This is a genomic window from Rosistilla ulvae, from assembly GCF_007741475.1.
In the GTDB taxonomy this organism is placed as follows: domain Bacteria; phylum Planctomycetota; class Planctomycetia; order Pirellulales; family Pirellulaceae; genus Rosistilla; species Rosistilla ulvae.
This window is the reverse complement of sequence record NZ_CP036261.1, coordinates 927,459-943,992: the sequence shown is the minus strand read 5'-3', so window position 1 is coordinate 943,992 and position 16,534 is coordinate 927,459. Positions and strand designations below refer to the sequence as shown.

Annotated in this window: 12 protein-coding genes; 6 read left to right on the top strand and 6 right to left on the bottom strand. The window is 57.0% G+C overall.

Features of this window, described 5'->3' with window-relative positions; genetic code table 11:
* Nucleotides 1-110 precede the first annotated feature (110 nt).
* The 3 genes from EC9_RS03450 to EC9_RS03440 form a co-directional block, all read right to left on the bottom strand.
* Nucleotides 111-1,562 carry a RecQ family ATP-dependent DNA helicase gene (locus tag EC9_RS03450; protein ID WP_145342392.1) on the bottom strand — a complete coding sequence of 484 codons (1,452 nt, stop codon included), beginning with the start codon at nt 1,560-1,562 and terminating at the stop codon, nt 111-113.
* Between the two features lie 409 nt (nt 1,563-1,971).
* The gene (serS, locus tag EC9_RS03445) at nt 1,972-3,246 is read right to left on the bottom strand and encodes a serine--tRNA ligase (protein ID WP_145342390.1); all 1,275 of its coding nucleotides are present in this window, start codon (nt 3,244-3,246) and stop codon (nt 1,972-1,974) included.
* 126 nt (nt 3,247-3,372) lie between these two features.
* Nucleotides 3,373-4,743, bottom strand: coding sequence for a dipeptidase (locus EC9_RS03440; protein ID WP_145342388.1), 1,371 nt, complete (start codon nt 4,741-4,743; stop codon nt 3,373-3,375).
* 166 nt (nt 4,744-4,909) lie between these two features.
* Between EC9_RS03440 and EC9_RS03435 the strand changes: the two genes are divergently transcribed.
* Nucleotides 4,910-5,254 carry an ATP-dependent Clp protease adaptor ClpS gene (locus EC9_RS03435; RefSeq protein WP_145091509.1) on the top strand — a complete coding sequence of 115 codons (345 nt, stop codon included), beginning with the start codon at nt 4,910-4,912 and terminating at the stop codon, nt 5,252-5,254.
* Between the two features lie 134 nt (nt 5,255-5,388).
* Nucleotides 5,389-6,699, top strand: a complete 1,311-nt coding sequence (gene mtaB / locus EC9_RS03430; protein WP_145342386.1) for a tRNA (N(6)-L-threonylcarbamoyladenosine(37)-C(2))-methylthiotransferase MtaB — start codon at nt 5,389-5,391, stop codon at nt 6,697-6,699.
* Between the two features lie 30 nt (nt 6,700-6,729).
* Here mtaB and EC9_RS03425 read toward each other — a convergent pair whose 3' ends face one another.
* Entirely contained in the window at nt 6,730-7,647 is a 918-nt protein-coding gene (locus EC9_RS03425; RefSeq protein ID WP_145348983.1) for a DUF1559 domain-containing protein, read from the bottom strand.
* Between the two features lie 353 nt (nt 7,648-8,000).
* Here EC9_RS03425 and EC9_RS03420 point away from each other — a divergent pair, with 353 nt between their 5' ends.
* The 4 genes from EC9_RS03420 to EC9_RS03405 all read left to right on the top strand — a co-directional run bounded on the left by EC9_RS03420 (nt 8,001) and on the right by EC9_RS03405 (nt 13,524).
* Nucleotides 8,001-9,581, top strand: coding sequence for an MraY family glycosyltransferase (locus EC9_RS03420; protein ID WP_145342384.1), 1,581 nt, complete (start codon nt 8,001-8,003; stop codon nt 9,579-9,581).
* A gap of 126 nt (nt 9,582-9,707) precedes the next feature.
* The gene (gene xrtU, locus EC9_RS03415) at nt 9,708-11,360 is read left to right on the top strand and encodes an exosortase U (RefSeq protein WP_218934561.1); all 1,653 of its coding nucleotides are present in this window, start codon (nt 9,708-9,710) and stop codon (nt 11,358-11,360) included.
* A gap of 5 nt (nt 11,361-11,365) precedes the next feature.
* Nucleotides 11,366-12,871, top strand: coding sequence for a tetratricopeptide repeat protein (locus EC9_RS03410; RefSeq protein ID WP_145342380.1), 1,506 nt, complete (start codon nt 11,366-11,368; stop codon nt 12,869-12,871).
* Between the two features lie 119 nt (nt 12,872-12,990).
* Nucleotides 12,991-13,524, top strand: coding sequence for a peroxiredoxin (locus EC9_RS03405; protein ID WP_145342378.1), 534 nt, complete (start codon nt 12,991-12,993; stop codon nt 13,522-13,524).
* 6 nt (nt 13,525-13,530) lie between these two features.
* Here EC9_RS03405 and EC9_RS03400 read toward each other — a convergent pair whose 3' ends face one another.
* Together EC9_RS03400 and EC9_RS03395 are read right to left on the bottom strand one after the other, a co-directional pair.
* The gene (locus EC9_RS03400; protein WP_145342376.1) at nt 13,531-14,802 is read right to left on the bottom strand and encodes an O-antigen ligase family protein; all 1,272 of its coding nucleotides are present in this window, start codon (nt 14,800-14,802) and stop codon (nt 13,531-13,533) included.
* 11 nt (nt 14,803-14,813) lie between these two features.
* Complete coding sequence (locus EC9_RS03395; RefSeq protein ID WP_145342374.1) at nt 14,814-16,499, bottom strand: GumC family protein; 1,686 nt, start codon at nt 16,497-16,499, stop codon at nt 14,814-14,816.
* Nucleotides 16,500-16,534: the final 35 nt, after the last annotated feature.

Sequence of the window (16,534 nt, the reverse complement as noted above, 5' to 3'; positions counted from 1 at the left end):
GGGAGGATATCTGCGGCAGCCGCGCAACGGATATTGCCGCGTGCTGCCGAGGTTTCATGATAATCGGAAATCAGCGAAGGTCGCGCTGTCGCCTGCGATTGTAGCCGAATTCAGGCACCCGTTTGGGATTCCGCGACGCCAAAGTACTCGTTCAAGAAATCTTTGCGGTCCCCTTCGTGCTTCACGTATTGGACCAACGCGTACAGTTTTTGCTGGTCGCGACGCAATTTTTCGTCCAGTTGATCCTGGTCGGACAATTGCGGCGGCATCGGTCCGGTCACGCGGGCTTTTAGCGGCCGCAGCGATCCCTCGATCGCTCCCCACCGGTGCAACATCGACAGCGCGGTATCGAGCCGATGGTCGTGCTTGTCTTTCCGCGTCAGTTGATCGCGGAGCCATTCGATGCCGTAAGCCTGGATCTGCTCGGCGTCGTGCTTCAGGAAATCGTAAACGCGGCGGTAGTACTCCGCCGACGGATTGCTCCAGCCGATGAATTCCATCTGCGTTGCCAGATCCGCTTCCTCGTACAGGAGCGTACACTGCGACGGAAGACCATCACGACCTGCCCGTCCGATCTCTTGGTAATACGACTCCATCGATCCAGGCACATCGGCGTGGACCACATACCGAATGTCCTCTTTGTCGATGCCCATCCCAAACGCATTGGTCGCCAAGACCATCCAATCGGGCTGCAACATGAATTCGTCTTGCACGCGGCGACGCTCGTGACGCGGAAGATCACCGTGATAGACAAGATGCGGAACGCCGCGCGACAACAGGCGGTCGCTGAACTGTTCCAGCGTCTTGATCAACGTGAAGTAGACGATCCCGCTGCCCTCGGCTTCCTTGCGGATCCGCAGCATCTGTTGCAGCTTCTCGTCTTCGCCCCAGACATCGAGCACCTTCAACGAAAGGTTGGGGCGATCGATTCCCTCGTGGAACGTCCGCGATTCGTGCGGTTGCAACCCAAGCTGGGCAACGATATCAGCCTGCACTTGCGGAGTCGCCGTGGCGGTCAAAGCGATCGTTGTGGGATTACCGAGCGTCTGGCGGATCTCTTCCAACCGCGTGTAGTCGGGCCGGAAGTCGTGTCCCCACTGGCTGATGCAATGCGCTTCGTCGACGGCCAGCAACGGGATCTCTCGACGCGACAACTGCTCTAGAAAATCGGCTTTACGAAATCGCTCGGGCGTCACGTACAGAAGATCGTATTTCCCCTCGCCGATCTCCTTGTAACGCTTGTTCCGCTCCTTGCGATCCAACGACGAATTGACAAACGTCGCCGAGATATCCCGTCGAACCAACGTGTCGACTTGATCTTTCATCAGCGCGATCAAGGGGGACATCACCAGTGTCAGCGGCCGCCGCTTGGACTTTGCATCCCTTGATTCGGCGGCCAGCATGAGCGCCGGGATCTGGAAGCAGAGCGATTTGCCCATGCCGGTCGGCATGATCACCAACGCATGCTGACCGGACAGCACGTGGTCGACAATCTGAGCCTGCTTGGCGCGAAACTCCGAATAACCAAAAAACTTCTTCAGAACGGAAACTGGAGTATTCAAGAGCGTCAGCAGAGAAAAAAGAGGAAGGAGAATGTAGCGGGTGCTTCCAGTTGTTATGCATGCACCAATCCACCGGCACAGGCAGTGGTTCAACCGTGTGCCCAACGGGCCGCGCGCGGGGCGTTGCCCACGCGGTTAAACGATATCGAGGGCGGCGAGCGAGACGACGCCCACGCGGTTAAACGAAATCGAGGGCGACGAGAAAAACGATGCCCACGTGGTTAAACGCAATACCGTTCAATGAAGCGTAGTGGACGAGGTTACGAGTCCTTTTGCATCAGGCCAAATCGCTGGGACTCGTAACCTCGTCCACTACATCCCGCCGCCAATTCTTTCGACGGTCCGAGGCTCCTTCGTTGAACGGCATTGCCGTTAAGCGATCTCTTTCATGCGTGGGGCGATCGATCGGCTAGCCGATCTTTTCTTTGCCGACCCAAGGCTGCAGGGCTTTGGGAACCGCGATCGATCCGTCGGCCTGTTGGTTGTTTTCGATGATCGCAATCATCGCCCGGCCCGTTGCAAACGCTGTCCCGTTGAGCGTGTGAACGAAGTTCGTTCCCTTTTCGCCTTTGGTTTTGTAACGCACGTTCAAGCGGCGGGCTTGATAGTCGGTACAGTTACTTGTGCTTGTGACTTCGCCCCATTCACCCGCTTCGCCGCGACCGGGCATCCAGGCTTCGAGATCGTATTTGCGGTAAGCCGGTCCACCGAGATCGCCACTGGCGGTGTCGACAATGCGGTAGGGAACCTCCAACGCGTCGAAGAGCTCACATTCGGTCTGACGCAGTTCCTCGTGCATCGCATCGCTCTGCTCGGGGCTGGTGAACGCAAACATCTCGACTTTGGTGAACTGATGGACGCGATACAGCCCTCGCGACGCACGCCCCGCGGCTCCCGCTTCGGTGCGGAAACAGTGACTCAGCCCACACAGCTTGATCGGCAATTCTTCGAGATCGACCGTCTGGTCGGCGTACATCCCGCCCAGCGTGATCTCGGCGGTGCCAACCAGGTGCAGATCCGAATTTTCGATGCTGTAGATCTGCGTCTCGGGACCACGCGGCGTGAAGCCGATTCCCTGCAGAACCGAGGTGGTCGCAAGGTCGGGGGTGGTGACCGGGATGAAGCCCTTGGCCATCAGATGGCGAATGGCAAATTGCTGCAACGCCAGATCCAACAGGACCGCATCGTTTTTGAGGAAGTAGAATCCCGAACCGGTCACGCGTGCGCCCGCTTCGAAATCGACAAGGTCCAGCGGTTGGGCGAGTTCCAGGTGATCCTTGACGGCAAAGTCGAACGTGCGGACCGCCGTCTTGCCAAAGCCGACTTCCTTCGCATCCTCTTCGCCACCGCTGGGAACATCGGGGTGAGTCATGTTCGGAATCGCCGAGATCAGCGCGAGGACTTCGGCATCGATCTCGTCGTGCTGCTTCTGCGCCGCGTCCTTCTTCTGACGCAAGTCACGCCCCTCGGCGATGAACTGCTGACGCTCGTCGTTGTCCTTCGCCGATTTGATCTTCTTGCTCACTTCATTCGCCAAGCGATTGAACTCTTGCGAATCGGTCAGCAACGTCTTGCGTTGAGCTTCCAGCGATACGATCCGCTGAACCTCGCAACTGACGCCGCGGCGCTCGCAATTGGCTTGAACCTGATCGGCGTGTTCGACAATAAATTTGCGGTCTAGCATCTGTCGTATTCGGGTAGATGGAATGAAGTGTGATCGTGGAAGAGGGGGCCGCGGCATCGCGGCCGCTCTCAATTGAAGCCTGCTGGCGGCGGCAAATCCGCGGCTATCGGCCGGGAATTTATTGGGTTACGACTTCGCAGCCAGTTCTTCCCAGAGGTACGCACTGGCGCGGATACCGCGATGAAAATCGGCTAAACAAAACTTTTCGTTCGGGCTATGTGCGTTGTCATCGTCCAATCCCCAGCCCAACAATAGGCATTCAGCCCCCAACTGCTCTTGGAATTCGGCGACGATCGGAATCGAACCCCCTTCGCGAATCAAAAACGGCGTCACGCCAAAGGATCGTTCGATCGCCTGTTGAGCTGCCGCCATATAAGGACTGTCGATGCTGGCCAGCATGCCGCCGCCACCGTGTCCGATTTCCAAGCGGTGCCGCACGCCGGAAGGACAGATCGCGGCGATCCGTTCTTTGACGACCTCTGCGATCTTGTCGGGGTTTTGGTCGGGGACCAAGCGGCAGGTGAATTTGACCGACGCTGTCGAAGGGACGATCGTCTTGCCACCTTCGCCTTGATGCCCGGAGGTCAAACCGTTGATGTCGAGAGTCGGCCGAGCCCAACGCCGCTCGTTCGTCGTGAAGCCGGGCTCGCCCACCAGGGCGTCGACGCCGACTTGTTTGGCAAACCGGGTCTCGTCAAACGGCAGCTTCGCCAATTGGGCTCGCTCAGCATCGGACAGTTCGCGGACGTCATCGTAAAAGCCGGGGATCTGAATCTTTCCTTCGGCATCGATCAATTCGGACATCATCCGGCACAGAACATTGGCCGGGTTGGCTAACGCGCCGCCGAAGGATCCCGAATGCAGGTCTCTGGCAGGACCATCGACGTGCAATTCGAAAGCGATGATCCCGCGAAGGCCGTAGGTGATCGCAGGCTTGCCGTCGCCGAGCTGGCTGTTATCGCTGATCACAACGACGTCGCAAGCCAAACGTTCCGATTCAGTCTTGAGGAATTGTTGCAGGTTCTCGCTGCCAACTTCCTCTTCGCCTTCGATCAGATATTTGATCTGCAGCGGCAGCGGCTGGCCGGTTTCACGCCAGGCGGCCAGGCTTTGAATATGCGTCAGCACCTGCCCCTTGTCATCGGTAGCCCCCCGAGCGTAGATGTTGCCGTCGCGAACATCGGGTTCAAACGGGCCGGTCACCCACTTGTCCAGCGGCTCCACCGGCTGAACATCATAATGTCCGTAGACCAGGACGACGGGAGCGCCCGGCACCGGCGGCGTCTGGGCGTAGACCAACGGATGCCCCTGGGTCGGGATCAACTCGACCTCGAGATCCAGCGAGCGGAACTTCTCGACAACCCAGTCGGCTGCGGCGTGGACATCTTGGGTATGCCGCGAATCGGAGCTGATACTGGGAATTTTCAACCAATCGATCAAATCGGATTGAAAATCGGCTTCGCGAGAGTGCAAAATAGTGTCTAGGTCTTTAGCCATTGCAGGGGCTGTCCGTTTTGTGCGCTCGCCGAGCGTGCGGCGAAAGCGACACGATGGCGAAATTATGGTGTTGGGCGACTTCTCAATCGCTACAATATATCGATGTTTCCGAGACCCGAAACGCCGGGTCTTGTTTTACAGGCTCACGCAGGAGCAATGACGAGCCATGACAAGCAAAAGCGCCGCAGCGGCGATACCTGAAGTAGAACAACAGGGAACGCGACCCAAGCCAAAACGGCAGCCGCGTTACAACGTCATCCTATGGAATGACGACGATCATTCGTATGAATACGTAATGATGATGATGAAAGAGCTGTTTCGCTATCCGATCGAAAAAGGCTTTCAAGTCGCCAAAGAGGTCGATCGCAGCGGGCGAGCGATCTGTTTGACGACGACCCGCGAACACGCCGAACTGAAACGCGATCAGATCCACGCGTTTGGCAAGGATTCGCTGATCGCTCGCTGCCAAGGGAGCATGTCGGCGACGATCGAACCGGTTCCCGGCGAATAATCGCCCCTCTCTTCGTCCTCCGGACTGCTTCGGAGGCTCTCTTGTTTCGCGATTGGGCGATCCCCTCTTTTCAAAGACTCTCGATCGCGGCGGTGCATCTTTACGAGCCGCGACGACCGTGGCACACTGGCACCATGTCTGCAAAGCTCAAAACCCATACGCTCGGCTGTAAAGTCAACCAATACGAAACCGAACTCGTGCGGCAGGGGCTGCAACGCGCCGGTTATCGCGATGCGGACAAAGACGAAGCGGCCGACGTGTGCGTGGTAAACACCTGCACGGTCACCGCCGAAGGGGACACGAAGAGCCGGCAGATCATTCGTCGGATGGCGCGGCAGAATCCCGACGCTCGAATCGTCGTGATGGGATGTTACGCCACGCGGGCTCCCGAAGAGGTCCTCGCACTGCCGGGAGTGTCTGAAGTCGTTACCGACAAGCGAGAGCTGCCCGATCTGCTGACGCGGTTTGGCGTGATCGATCTGCCGACCGGACTGGATGGCCACAGCGGCCGCAAGCGAGCGTATGTCAAAGTGCAAGACGGTTGCCTGTTGCGATGCAGTTATTGCATCATCCCCCAGGTCCGGCCCGAACTGACGAGCCGCCCGATGGAGCATATCGTCGAGGAAGTGGAGCGTCTGGTCGCCGGCGGATTCCGCGAAGTCGTGCTGACTGGAATCCACTTGGGCCACTACGGCGTCGACTGGAATCGCCAGCAACCGAAAGAGAAATGGATTCGCCTGGCTCACTTGGTCCAGCGATTGGCCGAATTGCCGGGCGAGTTCCGGATCCGGTTGAGTAGTATCGAGGCGACCGAGGTGACGCGCGAGCTGATCGAGATCATGCAGAGCTACCCGACGCGGATCGCACCCCATCTGCATCTGTGCCTTCAGAGTGGCAGCGACACGATCCTGCGAGCGATGCGACGCCGCTGGAGCACGCGGATGTTCTTGGACCGCTGCCAGATGTTGCGCGACGCACTGGACCACCCCGCGCTGACGACCGACGTGATCGTCGGCTTCCCGGGCGAAACCGAAGAGCATTTCCAGCAGACGTGCCAGACCAGCCGCGAGGCAGGCTTTTCGAAGATCCACGTCTTCCCCTACAGCCCGCGACGGGGAACTCCCGCGGCTGAATACGCCGACCAAATCGACAAACAGGTCAAACAGGAGCGGGTCGATCGGCTGTTGGCTCTGGAGGCGGAACTGCGAGCCGATTATTACCGCAGCCTCGTTGGGCGCGAGCTCGACGTGCTGGTCGAGGGATCGCAACCGATCGTCGATCTAGCGGCGGGGACGCCTCATTACGTTCATCGCGGCACATCGTGCCGGTACGCACCGGTCGAATTCCACAGCGCCGATGCGAACCTGGAAAAGCAGCTGATCAAAGTCCAGGTGGCCGAAGCGAAAGATGATCGCGTGACAGGCCAGCGTCGCAATGACGCCTGATCTCGGCTCACCTTCCTTCGAGCTAAAGCATCACAGTGAATCGGGGATCACTTCGCCGTTATTGCGGGTCCCAAGCGCCGACCAGATCTGCGGGTCGATCGTTTCGGCGAAGAACTTCACATGTCCATCGACCAACACCGCCTGGACGCCGCCGCGATGACGACTGGAAAAGCAGAGTTCACGTTCATCGATAGACCGTTCGGTCGTTCGATCTAACGAGACGTTGATTGGAACCCCCGTCGATCCCATCACCTCAGAGACCTCATTCGAACCAAACGATGGAGAACCGATCGGCCAGTGGTCGACTGAGGAGCCGAGGCCCCAGTAATCGACATCGTGGATTTCGGGCAGGTTGACCGCTTCACTGACCGCGATCGTTTGGGTTGTGCCATCTTTCATATCGCGGATCCGCGTCCGACTCTGATCGAAGATAAAACCGTCGATATCTTGATGGTACATCAATTTTTGTGGGCCGGGATCGGGACCTGCTTCACGCGTTATAAGCCCCGATCCACAGGCGATGTAGTTCGATGGCACACGATCGACAAGGAAGTCGTCGTTCCCCTGTCGGTTGCTTGCGGAAGGGCATTGAAACAAGTCGAACCGTGTTTGTAACGCGATTGCGTTGGGATTCCCGATCATTCTCCAACTGGCAGGCAAGTTGAAATCGAGCGTCTGATAGACGTTGTTTTGTTCGACATACGGCAGGATTGCAGCGGACCAGAATGCGTGATTCGATCGAAGATAGGCCGAAGGAAATTGATTGTGGGTATCGTGGTAGGAATGGAGTGCGAGGCCAAATTGCTTGAGATTGTTTTGACACTTCATTCGCCGCGCCGATTCACGTACCGCTTGGACGGCAGGCAACAGCAGACCGACAAGAATCCCGACGATCGCAATCACCACCAGCAACTCGATCAACGTAAACCCACGCACACGGTGTTTCATCTACCAGCCCATCCCCCGCGACGTTACATTATCTGCCATAAACAACAGCCCCCACTATACCATCCCAACAGCAAATCCGCCGCCACCAAAAGTCGGATTTCGAGGAAATTCATTGGCGGTTCATTGCGAGCGCCCGAGGGCTCCGATAGGATCACGGCTCGTTTGCTTTGGCGGAGAACGCGACATTGCCGGTACTGAGGATTATGTCGACAGTATGCATTTTCGAACCCGCGGAATCTCGGTTTGCCGCGAGTTTCCTGTTCGTTCCGTGACTCGCCTAACTGTTTCGATTAGCCTAAGCAGTAAGGGGCAACCATCCACTCCATTCTCACTTCCATGGACGCTTGCAATTCATGTTAACTCTCGCTTCCCTTTGCGGAACGATCGCATTGATTGCCGGTCTGTTGCTGGTCCCCGTCGTACGCTCGCTTGCCCGTCGCATAGGGGTAGTCGATCGCCCCGACCCAACACGCAAATTACACTCCGGTGCAATCGCGTTGGGTGGAGGCTTGGCGGTTTTCGCCGCATCGCTGATCGCAATTTTCGTAACCCTGTTCGTCCTTGTGCCAGCGGTTACCAACCGCACCGTTGAGATCGACACCGGTTGGTCGACCCTGCTGCTGTGTACGATGATGATCGTGGTGTTGGGCCTGATCGATGATTGGTTGACGCTTCGCGGTCGCCAAAAGCTGCTCGGCCAAATCATGATCGTGGCGATGCTTGTGGGGGGCGGTCTGGTTGGCGAAGGAACGGTTGTCAGCCGAGCCGATCTGTTTGGCATTCCGATCGAACTTGGCATCTTCGCGCTGCCACTGACAATGCTCTGGCTGCTGGGAGCGATCAATGCATTGAATCTTGTCGATGGTGCCGATGGGGTCGCATCGACGATGGGAGCGATTATTTGCGGTGGCCTTGCAATCATCGCCTTCTCCCGTGGCGAATTGATCGAGGGGACCGTTTCGATTGCATTGGCAGGGGGCTTGCTGGCATTCCTGGCCTTTAACCGGCCCCCCGCGACGATCTTTCTTGGCGATTCGGGAAGCATGATGATCGGATTGGTCGTCGGTACGCTGGCGACCTGGACAAGCACAAAAGAATCGACAGCGATCGCAGTCATTATTCCGATTGCGGTCTTGTCGGTGCCATTGTTCGATTCGTCGATCGCTATCTTGCGGCGTGTTTTGACCGGACGCAGCATTTATGCAGCCGATCGCGCCCACATGCACCACGTGCTGAAAGCCTACCTGGATTCCAAGGGCTACGGGCAAGGTTGGATGCTGTTGATCGTTGCGATATTGACCCTGATCCCAGTCGGCGGTGCAACCGCCAGCGTTCTCTGGAACGAACCGGCGTATGCGTTGCTGGCGACAGCATTTGTGCTCGGCGGAATGGTGCTCACCAAATCGTTCGGGCACGCTGAACTCTCGTTGTTGGCCCGCCGATCGGCTAGCTTTGGAACCTCATTGCTCACTCGCAGCCACCAAGCTGAAGGAGTTGTGCGGCACACATCGATCCGCTTACAAGGCTCTCGAAACTGGGACGTCGCGTGGGCCACATTGGTCGATTACGCCGAACAGCACGAATTGTGGCGGATCAAATTGGATCTGAACGTCTCCTGGTTGCACGAAGGCTTTCACGGTGAATGGCAACGCTCGCGATTGCCCGACCGCGCAGAACAATGGACGATGCGGTTCCCCGTCGAGGTCGATGGACGACAGGTTGGTTGCATGGAAATTGTCGGTCGCGGCGGCGGAATGGCGACCTATCAATTGATGGACACTTTATTGGAGTTGATCGTCGACCTGCAGCCCCATTTTGAATCGATCGTCAACGATGATCCGAGAGCTAAGACCACCACTGCTCCAAGCCGAAAACTGCGGCTTGAGAATCAGTCTGCGACAAGCGAGATTGGTCAGGCGGCGGCGCAAACCTAACCCCAACGCGTCGCCCTGCCAGCCAACGGCTCTCGCTTGCAAACGACCAACAGGGGTCTCGCGCGATTGGATCCAACGGCCAGCATCCCAATCACCAATGCCCTCTTCTGAATGGTACGCGCTCCGATGAACCAGGATGCCGAACTTGCCGCTCTGTCGTCGCAGGCATCGAAGTTTTTTAAGTCGTATCGCTTCGAAACGATAATCCTTCTCTGCTTTGCGCCGTTGGTCTATCTGCATTTCCGCAATTTATGGCGGTACGATCACTACCAATATTTCCCGCTGATCTTACTCGCGTTTCCCTATTTGGTCTGGAACTGTCGCGGCACCGGACCAATGCGTTGGACGTCGCCCCTTTGGGAGCGAGGATTTGCGGTGACCAGCCTCGTGCTGTTGGCGATCGCAACCTTCTTCTGGTCACCCAATCTGGCAATGCTGGGAGCCGTATTTGCTGTCGGCAGCTTGCTGCTGACGCTACGGCGGGGCGGCAAGATCTCCCAGTTCCTGCCCCTGTGGTTTGTTCTCTGGTTTCTCGTGCGACTGCCGGGCAACCTCGATATCACACTGATCTTTTCGCTGCAGGCCTGGACGTCGCAAGCCGCCAGCCTGTTGCTCGACGCCCTGCGAATCGATCACGCGTTGTTGGGCAATGTGATTTGGGCTGGCCCGCAGAGCTACTTCGTCGAGGAAGCTTGCAGCGGAATCAATTCGCTTTTCTCCCTAACGGCTTTAACCGCCGTCGCCTTGATCCTGAATCGACGACCGCCAATCCATGCAATATTGCTGCTGGTGGCCGCCGTCTTCTGGGCCTGCGTAGTCAATATCATTCGCGTCGCGACGCTGGTGCTGTTTAACGAACGATGGCACATCGACCTGCTCGAGGGAACACCACACACGCTGTTTGGTTTGATCTTGTTCCTGCTGGCCGTTGCGATGCTGATCTGCACCGACCAATTTTTGATGATGTTTCATGAATCGGAACACGTCGTGGAACTGGGCAGGCCGCAGCATCCCTCCACCCCAGCGAACTCGCCTCACAACAATATCGCTGCGGACACCAACGATTCCGAATCCTCCTCACCCCCAAGACTTCGAGAGCATCGTTTTGCTGCGATCCTAAGTCCGATCTTCGCCCTGCTGCTGCTTTCCCAACTCTATTCATGCATTGCGGGAACGGGACGCATCGCAAGCCGAAATCTCCAGCCATCGGAGATCGCTTTCGCAGCAACCGATCTACCGACGGATCTTGACGGTTGGACGCAAACTGCGTTTGAGGTTCAAACGCGCGACGTCGTGAATTACTTGGGCGAACGCAGTGCAGTTTGGACCTACCAACGCGACGGAAACGAAGTATATGTGTCGGTCGATTACCCTTTTTGGCATTGGCACGAACTGATTCAATGTTATCAAGCACAAGGCCAGACGCTGGCATCCCGCGAGGTTCTCGCTAGCGATGACGAACTGCCAGCGGTTGTGCTGGCGGAACTGACCAACATCTCGGGGCAATCGAGTCTCTTGGCCTTCAGTCTGTTTCGGCAATCGGGAATCGCGATGCAGCCTCCCCCGGAAGCCTCTGGTTTTACCGCATACGCCTTCACCCGCATCGACAACAACTTGGATACCTTCTTCAATCGCAACGAACCGACCTACCAAGTTCAGGTGCTGGCACCGATCTCCAATCCCACAAACGCCATCGCCGAAGATGCAATCCTCGCTCTGCACCGCGAGGTGACCCAAAGGATTCGATCCCTGGTCCCAATCAAAGCAGGAGGGGACTGAACACAATGGAACCGATCAACACGAAACGAAAACGGAAGCGTGGCCCCGGCTTTCAGCCTGGCGCCTGGTTCGCGTCTCGACGCTGGGACAAGGCGTTGACCGCAGCACCAGCCGTCGTCGTGGCGACGGCAATCGGTGCGACCTGCGGCTGGACTTTGACGAGAACCGAAGCATTGCAGCAGCGTTACCTGCAGTCGCTCAGCAGGGCGGTGGAGGAGGATCAAACGGAAGTCGCCGAGCGGTATGCCAACAAGCTGACGACACTTGGCGTGGCGGAACGTCCCGAAGTACAGTGGATCCGGACCGTGATCGATCTCCGGCAGGGGAGACTGGAAACCGCCCAAGCGATGCTCGCCAAGCTTGCCCCGCACGATGCTGTCGGCTACCCCCAAGCTCACCTGTTTATCGCCCAGCAACTGGCTCGACAAAACGGACCCGACAAGCAAGCTGCGACGCTGTTGAAGCATCATTTGATGGCTGCCTCATCGATCTCGGCTCAACAGGAATGGACTGCCGAAACGCTGGCGAAGATCTATCTGGCGGAAAACGATCTCAAATCGGCAACTGACCAACTCGAGACGATCGCCCCCGAAAAGCCGGAGACCTGGCTAGTGATCGCGAAAATCAAGCAGCAGCAAGGGGATGAAGCGGGCCAACGCGAAGCGTTCCAGGCGGCGACCGCGGCCTTAACGAAACAGATCACCGACCAGCCGGACGATACGGCACGGCGACTGTTGCTGGCTCAAGCGACTTTGAAATCCGAAGGCTTTCGCGCGACCGAAGCGATCTTGCTGGCCGGTTTAAAACGGAACTCCGAAGCTGCGGAACTGCGAGACGCATTGGCAACGCTGTACGTTCAACATTCCGACAAAATTCGCTCGACCGCCGTTTCGGGGAGCGGGGAAATTGTCGACGCCTTTCAGTTGATCAAACGGGCCATAAAATTAGCCCCCAATCACTCGCAGGCCCTGCAACGTCTGGTCTCATTTCTCGACGAACCCGGGCTCGCCGAAGAACATGCCCAGCAGATGGTGAGCGACCTGTTAGCCAGTGGCAAAGCAACCGCAAACGTCCATCTGTTGCTGGCAACACGAGCGATGATGGCAGGCGATGACGCCACGGCGCAAATCCACATGGATCAGGGTTTCGAGAAAGATCCCAACCTACCGACGCTGCTGAACAACATGGCTTGGCTGGTTGCGCGCCAAGATCCACCCGACCTGGAGACCGCGTTGGGCTATGCCAACAAAGCGATTGGTCTGGTTGGAAACAACCGCGAGATTGCGATGAGAGTCCGCGACACCCGCGGCCACATCTTGGTGAAAATGGAACGCTGGCAAGCAGCGATCGACGATCTGGAAACAGCATTACCACAACTGAGCGACCGGGCAAAAATCAACACGCACAAGGCGCTGACCAAAGCCTATCGCGTCCTTGGCCAAAACGATGCCGCCACCGCGCATCAAAGGCAAGCCGAGGCGGTTGGGCTGGAAGCGAAGCCGGCCGATTGAACGTCTTCCATCATCCGTTTTAAATAGCCTGACCGGGTGGGCGTTGCTAGAATAGGGTCGCTGAAGAAAGCACCGGTGTACGGTGCGTCAGCGTAACCTTCACGAAAGGCATCGACCGCATGAAGACTGCATTTGTATTGGGAGCGATGCTGCTGGCATCGCTGGTTCTGACAACTCGCCCCGCACACGCGGAACTGAAAGCCGGAGATGACGTTCCGGAATTCAAGTTGGTTGGCAGCGATGGCAAAACCTACACCAGCGAACAATTCAAAGGCAACCAAGCCGTTGTGATCGCGTGGTTCCCCAAAGCGTTTACCGGCGGATGCACCAAAGAGTGCAAATCGATGCGAGAGCAGGGGGAAGCGATCCGAAAGTTCGACGTCGCCTACTTCACCGCCAGCTGTGACGACGTCAAAAAGAACATGGATTTTGCCGCCAGCTTGGATCTCGACTATCCGATCTTAAGCGATCCAGACAAATCGTTTGCCAAAGCGTTGGGATGCTTAAGCCCGCGCGGTGTCTCCAGCCGTTGGACCTACTACATCGGCAAGGATGGCAAGATCTTGCACATCGACAAATCGGTCAAGACAAGCTCGCATGGCGCCGACATCGCGGCCAAACTGGAATCGCTCGGGATTGCGAAAAAGAACTGATCGCCATCACAAAGACTCCGGCTGTGGCGGATCGAATTGCATATCCAGTTGCCGCCACAGCAGTGCCGAAAACCAGATCAAGATCGATGCCGATGGCACCGCGGCGAACAACATCCCATCGATCAGCCCGCCGGCGAGGATGACCGCCACCAAACCGTCAATTTCGTAGCGCGGATCGTGATAGATCGCGTACACGAAATAGACCGCCATCGCCAACAAGCCCATGCCGCCGATCACCCCGGTGTTCAAGCACATGTTGAGCACGATGTTGTGGCAGTGGTAGCTGTACTTTTCCATCACAAAACGGGCGGTCATGTACCCGTAACCGTGCAGTGGTTGTTCGGCAATCCGGCCGATCGCATACGCCCAGATCTCGGTTCGACCGGTCGCGGTCGTCAATTCGTCAGCACTTCCCGACTTGGACAGCTTTTCCAGGGAGTCTCCGATGACCCAGTCGAAGCCCCCGGTCCCAGCGACAACAAAGACCGGCGGAATCACCAAAATCGCCAGCATCAGCGCGGCAAGAACCGTCTGTTGTGTGAACAGTTCCTTGCGATAGACAACCAACAGCCCGACAACCGTAATGCCCATCGACGTGCGGCTGAAGCAGGCGACCAGCGTCACCAAGCCCAACAGCATCGCGGGGATCACGATCAACCAACTCAAACGTCGACCGTAGCCCAACACGGCGAAAAGAACGGTCGTGAACGCGCTATACAGCCCCAGTTCGTTGGGATGTCCCAGCCCGCCCATTCGCTCGAGCACTTCGGTTCGCGTGATCTGCTCCTTAAAAACACCGATCTCTGGAAAGACCAAATACGCAATCCACGAACCGACGAGAAAGGTCATCAACCCGGCAGCGACGACCAACAGATAGCGATATCCGCCCAGAATCTGCATCGCGGCGGGGATCAGCATCGTCACCGCCCCCAACGAGATATACGCGGCCATTGAATAGCTGCGGTCGACAGAAAACGGCAACGTCACGCCGATCCAAGCGATCAACAGGGTGATCAAAAAACCGGGGAAGGTTAAAAACGCTCGGTACGATTTGGAGATCAGCAAGATTCCCATACCGCCGCAAACCGCACAGATCAGCAAGCGGAAATAGATCTGCCAGTGAACGCTAAACTCCTCTCCGGTATCGCCGCGAAAATCGGCAGCGTTCATGAACACGATCGCATAGACCAGCGATCCCACCAACGAAGTGACCAGCAAACCGGAATCGCTGGCTGCGGCTGGACGTTCTTCAAACCGGGAATGTGCAACAGTTGCCATGGAGCGGTGGGTCAGTTGTTGTTGGTCGAATCTTGATGGTTGTCGTGATCGACCGCTGGCTGGTCATCATCGGCATCCTGATCGACGGCGCGGGAGTCGTGATCCCCTTGGTCGACATCCGCCTCCTGTTCCAACGTCCGCCGCGATGCCGCTTTGGATTCGATCTGGGCCAGACGTTGATCGAGTTCGGCATAGTCGTCGTCGACACCGGGAAAGCGATCGCTGGCCACCGCCACAAAGACGCCACACAACATCGAAAGCAGGAGTCCGAGGGCTCCCAACAGACTCCGTTTAGGGCTGATATGTTTCATCACAAACGAAGGTTGCTGGACGATCGAAACGTTCGAGATCGCTTCCTGATCGAGCGCGTTGTTGATTCGCGATTCTTCCAGTTTTTGAGCATAGATGCGGTGGTTGTTGTCGGCGATGTTGATCCGTCGACGAAGTTCGGACGAAGTGAGTTCGAACGAGTTGACCTTTTGCAGTTCTTCATTGAGTTCTTGTTCCACGGCCCGCAACGCGTCGACTTTTGCTTCGAGTCCGGCGATTCGTGATTTTGCGGTCAGCAGCGATTTATGGACATCCTGTCGAACCGGATTGACCGCCATCACGTTGTGTTCCCGCTCCTTCTCCTGAGAGGCAAGAATCATCTTGGAGGCGTTGAGTTGTTGACGCAGGGTGACGAGTTTCGGATGGACCGATTTATATTTCGATGCCAGATCCTTTTCGCGGATCTCCAGTTCGTACAACCGATCGCGCATCTTATCGTTCGCTTCGTTGGCGATTCCCCGCGTCGTTTCGGTTGCCATCTCCTCGGGCAAGCGTTCCATATCGGCCATGAAATCCAACAGACTCGCCCGCGCCGAAAACAGCTCGGTGTTGGTATTGATGATCTCTTTTTCGACGCTGGTGATCTGTTCCTGCAGCGATTGCTGCTTGCCTTCGATCGTGAGCACGACCATATCGTTTTTGGCCTCGCGCATCGCGTCTTCGTAATCGCTGACCATCTTTTCGTGTTCGGCAAAATTTTCCTCGAAGAACTTGTACGAGCCGGGCGACTTGTACGCGTTGAGGTGCATCTTGTTGTGGCTCTCTAGAAACTTGGTCGTCAGGTCTTGCGCCAACTTGGGCGACCGGGCCCGGCAAACAACCGTGATCGTCGTCGACTTTTTGGGTGAATTGATTTTCGTGTTCTTGATCACGTAACGGACCGCCAACTCAAATCGCTCCTGTTGCTCGACTTGCTCGGGCGTCATCTCCCCCATATCGCCCCCCTCGACGGAGGATTCGGGCATTTGGGGCAGCATGCCCATCCAATGATCGATTGTCTTTTCGATCCAAGAATGCTTTTCGAGGATTCGATCGGCACCGATGGCGGTCACCACATCCTCGGCCAACTGACGACTCTGCAGCATATCGGTAATCGAATTGATCTCCGATTCGCGGGATTCTTGAATCGAGATCGTTTGGCCGGTCGTCGCGGTCGTATCCATCGTCACGCTTCCCCGCCCCAACCGCACGAACATCTTCGCTTCGGATTCGAACTTTTTGGGAAACAGCACCACTGCGACCAACGACAATCCCATCACCAACAAGAATGTAAACGCAGCTCGCCAACGATATTCGATGACTGCAGCCAAGATATCAAACAATGTCAGCGGACTGTCAGCAGAAGTGTTGCGGCGTCTTCGTGCCATCGGAAAGCGTCCTCACCCCACCCTTTCAGGAGGGT

What these genes read in the sequence shown, in the direction of transcription:
- EC9_RS03420 (WP_145342384.1), top strand. Translation starts at nt 8,001, where the DNA reads ATGTTAACTCTCGCTTCCCTTTGCGGAACGATCGCATTGATTGCCGGT.
- EC9_RS03425 (WP_145348983.1), bottom strand. Translation starts at nt 7,647, where the DNA reads ATGAAACACCGTGTGCGTGGGTTTACGTTGATCGAGTTGCTGGTGGTG.
- xrtU (WP_218934561.1), top strand. Translation starts at nt 9,708, where the DNA reads ATGAACCAGGATGCCGAACTTGCCGCTCTGTCGTCGCAGGCATCGAAG.
- EC9_RS03440 (WP_145342388.1), bottom strand. Translation starts at nt 4,743, where the DNA reads ATGGCTAAAGACCTAGACACTATTTTGCACTCTCGCGAAGCCGATTTT.
- EC9_RS03435 (WP_145091509.1), top strand. Translation starts at nt 4,910, where the DNA reads ATGACAAGCAAAAGCGCCGCAGCGGCGATACCTGAAGTAGAACAACAG.
- EC9_RS03405 (WP_145342378.1), top strand. Translation starts at nt 12,991, where the DNA reads ATGAAGACTGCATTTGTATTGGGAGCGATGCTGCTGGCATCGCTGGTT.
- mtaB (WP_145342386.1), top strand. Translation starts at nt 5,389, where the DNA reads ATGTCTGCAAAGCTCAAAACCCATACGCTCGGCTGTAAAGTCAACCAA.
- EC9_RS03410 (WP_145342380.1), top strand. Translation starts at nt 11,366, where the DNA reads ATGGAACCGATCAACACGAAACGAAAACGGAAGCGTGGCCCCGGCTTT.
- serS (WP_145342390.1), bottom strand. Translation starts at nt 3,246, where the DNA reads ATGCTAGACCGCAAATTTATTGTCGAACACGCCGATCAGGTTCAAGCC.
- EC9_RS03395 (WP_145342374.1), bottom strand. Translation starts at nt 16,499, where the DNA reads ATGGCACGAAGACGCCGCAACACTTCTGCTGACAGTCCGCTGACATTG.
- EC9_RS03400 (WP_145342376.1), bottom strand. Translation starts at nt 14,802, where the DNA reads ATGGCAACTGTTGCACATTCCCGGTTTGAAGAACGTCCAGCCGCAGCC.